This window comes from Candidatus Neomarinimicrobiota bacterium, from assembly GCA_021734025.1.
Classification (GTDB): Bacteria; Fidelibacterota; JAANXI01; order JAANXI01; family JAANXI01; genus JAANXI01.
The window spans coordinates 45,223-56,508 of the sequence record JAIPJS010000023.1 but is presented as its reverse complement, the minus strand read 5'-3'; the positions used below and the strand labels follow the sequence as shown (position 1 = coordinate 56,508).

Sequence of the window (11,286 nt, the reverse complement as noted above, 5' to 3'; positions counted from 1 at the left end):
AGACACACCCCCGCCGGGGGGGTGGGGGGGCTTGGCTTTTTTGTATCTCCCCCACATCTACTTCAGAGACTTTACTTCATAAAGACCATCTTCCGGACATCAGTGAATTCAGTTGTCGCAATCCGATAGAAGTAGACTCCGGAGCTCACCGCGTGACCATAGGCATCGCGGCCATCCCAATCCACGGTATACCGTCCCGGTTCAACCGATTTGTTGACCAGAACCGCAACCTGCCGTCCAAGCATATCGTACACGCTGATTCGAACCTGCGTTTTCTGTGGAATATCGTACTGAATCTGCGTGGTGGGATTAAACGGGTTCGGATAGTTCTGTGCCAGGCTGAATTTATCAATGACCAGCGGTTCGTCTGTTGCATCCACTGTTTTGCCATTGAACTCCCGACTGCCGTTTGGTTGATACTTATAGCGGAAATAGAACCGGGAATTATCCTCGGTCTCAACCTGCGTGATTTCCATGACGGCGTAGTGACCTTCTCTGGTATAGACCACCCAGAGTTCGCCTTCGGCAATCGACTGGAAGTTGGTGCCATTGCTTTCCCATGATGTGGCGATCCATGGCGATTGGTTTGTCCATTCCGGAACTGTCTTTACGGTATCCAGCGAACCGTTTACCGCAAGGCGGAGGAGTCTGTTTCCGGGAATAAGCGTCCCTTCGGCCCCGAAGTTGACGCCTTCATTGGCCGTACCGCAGAAGTCTGCCACTCGCGCAGGATGAGTGGTATCTTTCAAAGCGTACCCGGCGCTGAAATCAAAGTACACCGGATCGGACCCAATGTGGACCACCTGGCTATCCAGCCTGATGGTGTCAATCAACGTCTTTATCAAACCGCTGCCGCTTAACATGCTGGTTTGGCCTGCGGCATCGACCGCCCCCAAATAGTATGCATAATGAGAGTCACTGGCTACGGAGGTATCAACATACGCGGTTTGCGAAGATCTGAGTGTAGTCAGTGTATCGGCGGCACTGGTATCGATACTGGTTCCGCGATACAGGATGTAGTGGTCCAGATCGGCTTCCAGGTTGGCTTCCCAGCGAATGGTTACGCTGTCGATATATGTCAACACCCGCGTCAATAGCGGAGCCGCTGGTGGCAGATCCATTTCACCCGGCTCGAATCTTCGGGTACCGTTCGGCTGATACTTGTACCTGAAGCTGAACCAGTCACCGAATCCCGGTGTCCCGGAATCGCTGGAATCCACTTCCGTAATCTCCATCACTGCGTAATGGCCTTCTCTGGTATAGACGACCCAGAGTTCGCCTGGCGATAGCGGCATACCGAGGGTACCGTCCGAGAAATCCCACGAGGTTTCGACCCATGGAGAGGCATTTGTCCACTCCGGAACAACCGAAACCGTGTCCAGGTTTCCGGATGCCGCATACCGGATCAGTCGCCGGCCTGGGATCTTCGAGCCCTCACTACCGAAGTTGACGCCCTCGTTGAACGTCCCATGGAAATCGGGCACATATTCGGCGCCGGACGTATCGGTGGCCACCGAATCCAGCGAAAAATCGAAATATTCGCTGTTGGCTACGGAGAGGGTTACGAATCCGCTCTGGAGGGGGGCGTATGAGGTGTTCGCCGTCACCCACTGTGTCAGTTGACTCTCCTGCCCCGCAGCGTCCACAGCGGATACCCAGTAGTAATAGACCTTTCCTGAGTCCACTGCGAGATCGGTATAGAAGGGAGTCGCTGAAATATCAAGCGAATCGGGAATATCGTTATTCGTACTCCGGTAGATTTTGTAATAAGCCAGATCGGCTTCAATGTTGGGGCTCCAGGAGATCATAACACTGTCCGGTGACGCTCCCGCAATCCTGAGATCCGTTGGCGTGGCCGGGGGGAGATCTTCGGTGCTGCCGCCGCCAAAATCTCTGCCCCCACCGGGGAGGTACTCATATTTAAAGCTAAACCAGTCACCGAATCCCGGTGTCCCGGAATCACTGGAATCCACTTCCGTAATCTCCATCACCGCGTAATGGCCTTCTCTGGTATAGACGACCCAGAGTTCGCCCGCGGCAAGTGGCAGGCCGTTGGTGCCATCGCCCTGCCAGGATACGCCAATCCACGGCGAAGTGTTAGTCCATTGGGGTACGGTGGTTACGGTATCCAGAATACCATTTTCAGCATACCGCAGGATCCGGTTCCCTGGGATCTGGGTACTTTCATTACCAAAGTTCACACCTTCATTCGAAGTGCCACGAAAATCCGGAATATATTCGGCGCCGGACGTATCCGTGGTGGCCGAATCCAGCGAAAAGTCGAAATATTCGGGTTGAGCTACGGAAATAGTCGCCATTCCGGACCGAACATCGAATACGGATGTGTTGACCATGACGCCCATGGAGAATTCGCTCTCCAGTCCGCCGGTATCTCCTGCCAGTACCCAGTAGTAATAGACCTGTCCGGAGTCGATCGAGGCATCGGTATAGGATGTGTCTCCAGTCGTAACGAGCGAAGTAGCCGTATTCAGATCGCCGGTATCACCTCTGTACACCTTGTAGTATCGAAGGTCCGACTCGGTGTTCGCGTCCCAGGTGAGCACGACACTATCGGGTGAGGCAACAGCGGTCAGACCTGTTGGGGGCGCCGGCGGTACCTCTTCTTCAGGGATATTTTCGAAATCCCGGGTACCGTTTGGGTTGTACTTGTAGTTAAACGTAAATGTACCATCGGTACTGCTTACATCGGTGATGATCATAATGGCGTAATGCCCTTCTCTGGTGTAGACCACCCAGAGTTGGCCCACTTCAATGGGTTGCCCGTTTGTGCCGTCACCTTCCCATGAAGTACCGACCCATGGCGATGCATTCGTCCAGTCCGGTACGGTCGTCACCGTATCGATGATGCCTGTGAAGGTGGATTGCTCGTACAAATAGAGCCGTTTGCCTGAGATGAGCGTCCCTTCGCTGCCGAAGTTTACGCCTTCATTGGGTGTTCCGCGGAAGTCCGGGATATACGCCTTACCGCTGGTATCGGTGGCCACAGAATCCAGCGAAAAGTCGAAGTACTCTTCGGTGCTGGCGGAGGCGGAGACAGTCGCTGTACCGACCTGCAACGGAAATAGCGAGGTGTTGGCCATGGCCCATTGGGAACGTTTGCTCTCGTTGCCACCGGCATCCACAGCCGAGACCCAGTAATAGTAAATCTGACCGGAATCCACATTCGTATCTGTAAAGGAGTTTGTTGCGGAGACGTCCAACGCATTCGCGACATCGTTGTTTGTATTCCGGTAAACTTGATAATGATCTAGATCGGTTTCGGAATTGGCGGTCCAGGTGAGTACCACGCTGTCCGGCGTGGCGGCGGAGACCTGGAGTCCCATTGGCACAGCCGGTGGCTGGTCTTCGATATTTCCGCCACCGAAATTCCGGCTGCCGTCCGGGAGGTATTCGTATTTAAATGTAAAATAGTCACCGAAGCCTGCCGATCCCCAGTCGCTGGAATCCACTTCCGTAATTTCCATCACCGCGTAATGGCCTTCTCTGGTATAGACCACCCAGAGTTCGCCGACGGAAATCGGCTGGTAATTTGTTCCGTCGCTTTCCCAGGAGGTTGCCACCCAGGGTGACGCGTTGGTCCACTCCGGCACGGTGCCGACCGTATCTATGACGCCGTTTTCGGAATATCGGAGCAGGCGTTTACCCGGGATGCCGGAGAATTCCTCGCCGAAATTGACGCCCTCGTTACTCGAACCACGAAAATCGGGGACGAATTCTGCACCACTGGTATCGGTGGAAACGGAATCCAGGGAGAAGTCAAAATATTCAACGCTGCTGACATCAATGGTCACCTCGCCTGACTGAATGCCAAAGTCCCGGCTGCCGCTGGCGTTATATTTATAATTGAAGGTGAAGGTGTTGTCAGTGCTGTTGACTTCAGTGATCTCCATCACCGCATAGTTACCTTCCCTGGTATAGACGATCCAGAGTTCGCCGACCGCTATCGGCGATCCGCCGGTGCCGTTTGAAAAATCCCAGGAGGTTGCCACCCAGGGTGCGGCATTGATCCATTCCGGAACGGTGGAAACCGTATCCAGGCTGCCGGATGTGGAGTAGCGGAGGAGGCGCTTGCCTGGAATTTGTGAGCCTTCCGCGCCAAAGTTTACCCCCTCATTATAAGTGCCGTGGAAATCTGGTACATAGTCTGTTCCGGAGGTATCGGTGGTGACGGAGTCCAGCGAAAAATCAAAGTATTCGCCGTCGACACTCCAGTCACCGACGGAAACCGTGGCAGAATCCGTAACCGTCTGACTCAGGATGCTGCCGGGAAGTCCCGCCAGTACCAAAATCATCAGCGCGGAGATAAACCGTTGCATTTGTGTCATAATCATCCCCTTTATGTATGCGTTATTTGCATGTTATACTTAAACCACAATGATTCCACGTGGCTAAAAACTGTAATTTCCAGACCCGATAAAATCATTTTTGCAAGATATCAAAAATAAGACAAACTGTATGCCACCTTTTGGAAGTACTGTGGTTAAGCGGTTTCCTCTGTGTCGTTGGCTCTGGGTGTTGCAAAGTTGCAACAAGGTAAATCCCTATCTGTTGGATATTTACAACACTCCGTTTCTTTTACCCTGTATAATTCATGAGATAGCAGCACATTTTTCGGGAATCCAATTGAATAAATATTCAGGGGGCTTTTCCGAACCAGAGAAAGTATTGGAAATGTTCCAAGAGGAGATGTTCATTTATTCCGATTTATGAATAATTCAGGTGACGAAAACTTCGTGTCTGATCCCGACGGGTCGGGAGAGTTCGAAGTTTTTTCCTTGTACTTTTTTAGAAAAAGTACCAAAAATCCAGCTGGGCCATCCGTTTCAAGTATTTCTACACCGGTCTCCCTACCAAACCCAGAACTCAGTCGCTCCACTCCTTCAGACAGCTGGGTTTGGTGACGGTCCACCGGCAGAAATACTACAAAACGAATGGCAAGGCTGTTAAAAGACCTCAACTTCATTCGGTGAAGATCTTTCTCCGGTTCTTTTTTGAAAACTTCGTGTCTGAGCACCCTTATATAGAGCAATAATCATACTAAATTTTCATCTATGGATTATGAAAGACCATGTTAAAATGTAAGAGTGCGAGTTCGGAGTTTTTCCCAGAGGGATCTCTACGAGGCTTGATTTTTTCTACCCGTTTTTTATCAAGAAAAAACGGGTAAAGGAATGATAGGAAGCACGCCCGGCTCCGGGAGGCTGCCACGGATCAGGAGCGCGTCGTCCTGCAGCGCCGCATCACCGCCACCGACCAGGAGATCGATCAATTGGTATATGACCTGTATGATCTCACTGATCCAGAGATTGGGATTATGGAGGGGAGTGTGGTGTAAAGGAGGGTTTCCTTTTACCCACCGGAGATGAACCATAGTCCGAGTAGCCCGACAAAGAGAAAAAAAGATGCCATCTTTCCGAAAGTTGGCATCTTTGGTGTTCATAGATCCGCCGAAGAGTCCTCCGGGAGGAATATAGGGCGGAGTGGCGGAGAAATGTAAGTATCTCACAACCACCATCCTCCCTGGAAGGGAACAATGCCGGAAGCGAGCTTCCGCCGACGAACGCTAAATGCGTCGTTGGCGGTGCGTTTGTAGACATAAACAACTGCCATCGGCGCTCCAAGCGGCCAATGGCAGCAAGTCCCTCCCGCGGATGACCGCTTCCAGCGTCATTCGCGGTGTATTAAGAATAGTCAAAAATACCGCCGTAGACGGCCGCTTTCAGCGCCGTTTACGGTAAGTATTAATACAACCGCCGTCTACGCTGAAAGCGATAAACGGCGGGCAGTAGCGGTCAATGGCGGTAGACATCAAATTTTCCGCTGGCATTCCCCATCCATTCTCCGCAATTTAACAACCGTTTCAACACCGTTTGATCTGCATGTAAACCGACATCAGGAAAGTGCCTATGGCTCCTCCGGAGAAACTGGAAGCACTCGTCGATCGTTTTCACCGTAACCGTGACGCCTATCGCACCGGTGACTACAACGAAACCCAGGTGCGCCGGGAGTTCATCGACCCGCTCTTTAAATTGTTAGGCTGGGACGTGGACAACGAGCAGGGTTATTCTGAGGCGTACAAAGATGTTGTGCACGAGGACGCCATCAAGATCGGCGGGGCGACCAAGGCGCCGGATTATTCGTTTCGAGTTGGCGGCGCCCGCAAGTTCTTTGTAGAAGCGAAAAAACCGTCCGTGGATATCAAGCACGATATCCATCCCGCGTACCAGCTCCGGCGCTATGCCTGGTCGGCAAAGCTGCCGCTGAGCATCCTGACGGATTTCGAGGAGTTCTCGGTCTACGATTGCAATAACCGTCCGGTGAAAAACGACAAAGCATCCACCGGGCGGATCAAGTATATCAGGTACGACGAGTATGTGGATCGCTGGGATGAACTTGTGGAGATCTTTTCCAGAGATGCCATCCTGAAAGGCGCATTTGACCGGTACGCGGACTCCACCAAGAAGAAGCGCGGCACGGCGGAGGTGGACGACGCCTTCCTGCAGGACATCGAGGGCTGGCGCGACCTGCTGGCGCGGAATATTGCATTGCGGAATGAAAACCTCTCCCAGCGGGAGCTGAACTTTGCCGTCCAGCGCACCATCGACCGAATCATCTTTTTGCGGATCTGCGAGGATCGCGGCGTGGAGGATTACGGGCAGCTCCGCGGACTGCTGAACGGCTCTCACATCTATGGGAGATTATTGAACCTGTATTACCGGGCGGACGAGAAGTACAACTCCGGGCTGTTCCACTTCGAGGACGAAAGCGGGCGCGAGGATGCGCCGGATGAACTGACGCCACAACTGGAGATCGACGACAAGGCGCTAAAGGAGATCATCGGGAATCTCTATTACCCGGACAGTCCGTACGAGTTTTCGGTGCTTCCCGCGGATATCCTGGGACAGGTGTATGAGCAGTTCCTGGGCAAGGTCATCCGGTTGACGGCGGGACACCGCGCCAAGGTGGAGGAAAAGCCGGAGGTCCGCAAAGCCGGCGGCGTGCACTATACGCCGACCTACATCGTGGAGTATATCGTCGAGCAGACCGTCGGACAACTGCTTGAAGGCAGCACGCCGAAAAAAGCCTCGAAATTGCGAATCCTCGATCCGGCGTGCGGCTCGGGTTCGTTTCTCATCGGCGCGTATCAGTATCTGCTGGACTGGCACCGGGACTGGTATACGGAGCACGGCACGGAGAAACACGCGGACGTGCTGTACCAGGGGCAGGCGGGCGACTGGCGGCTGACCACGGCGGAGAAGAAGCGCATCCTGCTGAACAACATCTACGGTGTGGATATCGACGCCCAGGCGGTGGAGGTGACCAAACTCTCCCTCCTGCTAAAGGTGCTGGAGGGTGAGAACGAGGAAACCCTGCACCAGCAGATGAAGTTCTTCCACGAGCGGGCGCTGCCGTCGCTGGATGAGAACATCAAGTGCGGCAACTCGCTGATTGCGCCGGACTATTACGACGGCGAACAGCTGGGACTGATGGATGAGGAGGAGCTCTATCGCATCAACGTGTTCGACTGGGAGGACGAGTTCGCCGGGATTATGGACAACGGCGGCTTCGATGCGGTGATCGGAAATCCGCCGTACGTGCGGCAGGAGATGCTCAGCGAGTTCAAGGAATATTTCAAAGTACATTACAAGGTCTATCACGGCTATGCCGACCTGTACGCCTACTTTATCGAGCAGGGATTGTCGCTGCTGCGGGACGGCGGACTGTTCGGCTACATCGTCGCCAACAAGTGGATGCGCGCCAACTACGGCAAGCCGCTGCGGGAGTTTCTGCAGGAGTTCGCCATCCGGGAGATCGTGGATTTCGATGATTACCAAGTTTTTAAAAATGCCTCGACTTATCCTATGATTATGATTGTTAAAAACCGTAAACCAATTAATGATTTGAAAGCGCTAATTGTCGACGAAAATATTGATACTTATTCTCTCAGAGATTCTTTTATAAAAAACTCAATCGAAGTATTTAAAAATAGTTTAAATCCAACAGGCTGGAATCTCATATCAAAGGAAGAACAAAGTTTAGCAGAAAAAATTAATAACACTGGAAAAAAACTTGTATCTATTGAAAAGTATGAGATCCACTATGGGATTAAAACAGGTAGAAATAAAGCGTTTGTAATTGACACAAAAATTAAAAATAGGCTCGTTGAGGAAGACGAAAATAGTACAGAAGTAATTAAACCATTTGTGGTAGGACGAGATGTAAATCGCTATAAACCTCTATCTCCAGACAAATTTGTAATATTTACTCGGCGGGGAATAAATATTGAGAAATACCCGGCGATCAAATCTTACTTGGAGAATTATAAAGAAATTTTGGAGCCTAAACCTAAGGGATATAAAGGGAAATGGGCTGGTAGAAAAAGCGGTAATTATAAGTGGTATGAGATTCAAGATACAGTTGATTATTACCAGGCATTTGAAAAACAAAAGGTTGTAATACCTACAATAATAAAAGAAGCTTCATTTACATTTGATATAAAAGGGATTTATTCGAATGATAAAACTTCAATTATTGAAAATGGAGACAAATTTTTATTAGGGATTTTAAACTCAAAAATTCTCGAATTTATTATGTCAATTATATCCTCAACTAAACGAGGAGGATATTATGAATATAAACCGATGTATATTGAGCGTTTGCCGATTTATCAGATTAGTGAAAATAATAATTCAGACAAAACTCTGAAGAGTGACATCGAGCAGTTAGCCGACCGGATGCTCGCGCTGCACACCCGTCTCCGGGACGCCGCCACGGATCAGGAGTGCACCGTCCTACAGCGCCGCATCACCGCCACCGACCGGGAGATCGATCAGTTGGTGTATGAATTGTACGATCTTACGGATGATGAGATTGGGATTGTGGAAAAGAATATCGGTTAATCTTTATTGCATTCTTGTTTCTCCTTGTACTTTTTTAGAAAAAGTACCAAAAATCCGGCTGGGAAAACTGGTTTGAAAACGCTTGCGACTCTCTTCGGGTGAGAACCAGAACTCCCTTCGGTCAGACAGCTGGTTCTCACTTACCTCCGTTCGTCGAGCGTTGGAGCAAACCAGTTTTCAAGGCCGATAAACCATTTTATACCTATACGATAAGTATCCTCTCTCGGTTTTTGTTCGAAAACTTCGTGTTTGAGCACTCGAGTAGAAAATTCTTTACACAACTTTATTGTCTCCCCCTTATTGTGAAAGACCATCACTAGGTTTGAGATGTGCGAGTTCGAAGTTTTCTTGATTTTTTCTACCCGTTTTTTATCAAGAAAAAACGGGTAAAGGAATGATAGGAAGCACGCCCGGCTCCGGGAGGCTGCCACGGATCAGGAGCGCGTCGTCCTGCAGCGCCGCATCACCGCCACCGACCGGGAGATCGATCAGGTGGTCTATGAATTGTACGACCTCACGGACGATGAGATTGGGATTGTGGAGGGGAGTATCGGCTAATCTTTACTACATTTTTGTTTCTCCTTGTACTTTTTTAGAAAAAGTACCAAAAATCCAGCTGGGCCATCCGTTTCAAGTATTTCTACACCGGTCTCCCTACCAAACCCGAACTCAGTCGCTCCACTCCTTCAGACAGCTGGGTTTGGTGACGGTCCACCGGCAGAAATACTACAAAACGAATGGCAAGGCTGTTAAAAAACCTCAACTTCACTAAGTGAAGATCTTTCTCCGGTTCTTTTTTGAAAACTTCGTGTCTGAGCACCCCGATAGAAATCTCTTTACAAATCTTGTTTCCTCCCCTTATTGTGAAAGACAGTCACTAGGCTTTCGATGTGCGAGTTCGAAGTTTTTCCCAGAGGGATCTCTACGAGGCTTGATTTTTTCTCCCCGTTTTTCCCCGGAAGGGATCCCTGTGGGATATCAAGAAAAAACGGGTAAAGGAATGATAGGAAGCACGCCCGGCTCCGGGATGCCACCACGGATCAGGAGCGATTCGTCGTAAACGACAGGAACTCTATATCGAATCCCCCGACAAGGAATAACGTGGATTGTCGGGCGGGTACCGAAAATGCATTCTCCTCCACACCCCCCCCTCCTCGGGTACACTCCATGTAAATTATTTTCCCTGCGTTCCCATCGAAGGTGGGCCGGGAAACCAGTTTAATAATTTGTTTAGCGGTTCCGGCTATTGTAAACTTATCGACTGAAACCCTTTCCATTAATGGCAACGGCATGGTCAATTTTAAAATCCAGCGAATTCCGGTCCTGATAACCTTCCTGGTCGCACTGCTCGGTATTTTGCTCATTGTTCCGATTCGGATCTCAACAAATATCAGCGCACCAGGGCGGATTATCCCTGCCTCGGTTTGGGTAGTGGCCAAGCAGCCGGACGGCAGTGTGGGTACTATTTTGAGGGATTACCGGACAGGAAAGTCGGAACTGTTTACAGTCTTTCATGCCGATCGTGGCGGAGTGGTCCGGTTCCGAACGCGTCCGGAATTGAACCATGGTCAGACAATTGCTCAGGGTGATACTTTGGGTACCATCGAGTCCGGTAGCATGGAACAACAATTGGCTGAACTTCGGGGCGATTTGGCCGTCATGCAGGCGACGCTCAATGCAGAGGCGAGCGGCGAGAAGGCGCCGGTAATTGAAGAGGCACGCCGGGAACTGGAACTGGCCGGAGAAGAACTCCGGGTGCAGCAGCAGATCACGGAGCGCCAGCGGGCATTGCATGAAAAAAACCTGGTCTCATCGGAAGAATTTGAGATCGCCAAGGGCCGGGAACGGATCGCCGAACTGGAAGTGGCCGCTGCGGAAGCCTACCTGACTTCAGTCCGGTCTGGTGAGAAGCCGGAAGTACTGGCTGTCAGCCGGGCAGAGATTGCATCACTGCAGGCGCAGATCGACGCGTTGGAACGTCAATTGGAACTGAATGTCCTGCGGACTCCCATCGCTGGGAGATTGTCCTTTCAAACCGGCGGTGACACGTTGATGCTCGTGGAGGAACGCAGCAATATGATCGTGATGGCTATCCGCTGGAAATACCGGCAGGCCGTGGGAGTGGGTGATACGGTCACCGTCGAATTAGCCGAAAATGATCCGGTTTCAGGGACGATTACACGGATTGAAGACCGGATAAACATGGTCGGCAGTGAGCAGGTGTTCCCGGCGTATGTGCAATTGACCGGGGAACGACATTTGCCGAACCGGCTGATTGCCGTGTGCAAAATTGAGGGGGCACGGCTGTCACCGATCGAATATATCCGGCAGGTTATCCGGCACAACCTCACAAGATGAAAGCGTA

At 51.1% G+C, this 11,286-nt stretch carries 4 protein-coding genes; 2 read left to right on the top strand and 2 right to left on the bottom strand.

Features of this window, described 5'->3' with window-relative positions; translation table 11 throughout:
* Positions 1-71 precede the first annotated feature (71 nt).
* Together K9N57_16250 and K9N57_16245 are read right to left on the bottom strand one after the other, a co-directional pair.
* Entirely contained in the window at positions 72-4,346 is a 4,275-nt protein-coding gene (locus tag K9N57_16250; protein MCF7805737.1) for a fibronectin type III domain-containing protein, read from the bottom strand.
* 824 nt (positions 4,347-5,170) lie between these two features.
* A complete protein-coding gene (locus tag K9N57_16245; GenBank protein MCF7805736.1) occupies positions 5,171-5,527 on the bottom strand; it encodes a hypothetical protein in 357 nt (118 codons plus the stop codon).
* Between the two features lie 400 nt (positions 5,528-5,927).
* Here K9N57_16245 and K9N57_16240 point away from each other — a divergent pair, with 400 nt between their 5' ends.
* Complete coding sequence (locus K9N57_16240) at positions 5,928-8,921, top strand: N-6 DNA methylase (GenBank protein MCF7805735.1); 2,994 nt, start codon at positions 5,928-5,930, stop codon at positions 8,919-8,921.
* 1,290 nt (positions 8,922-10,211) lie between these two features.
* Positions 10,212-11,279 carry a hypothetical protein gene (locus K9N57_16235; GenBank protein MCF7805734.1) on the top strand — a complete coding sequence of 356 codons (1,068 nt, stop codon included), beginning with the start codon at positions 10,212-10,214 and terminating at the stop codon, positions 11,277-11,279.
* Positions 11,280-11,286 lie beyond the last annotated feature (7 nt).

Bases quoted from the DNA above. Each gene is read 5' to 3' on its own strand.
- K9N57_16235 (MCF7805734.1), top strand. From the start codon at position 10,212: ATGGTCAATTTTAAAATCCAGCGAATTCCGGTCCTGATAACCTTCCTG.
- K9N57_16240 (MCF7805735.1), top strand. From the start codon at position 5,928: ATGGCTCCTCCGGAGAAACTGGAAGCACTCGTCGATCGTTTTCACCGT.
- K9N57_16250 (MCF7805737.1), bottom strand. From the start codon at position 4,346: ATGACACAAATGCAACGGTTTATCTCCGCGCTGATGATTTTGGTACTG.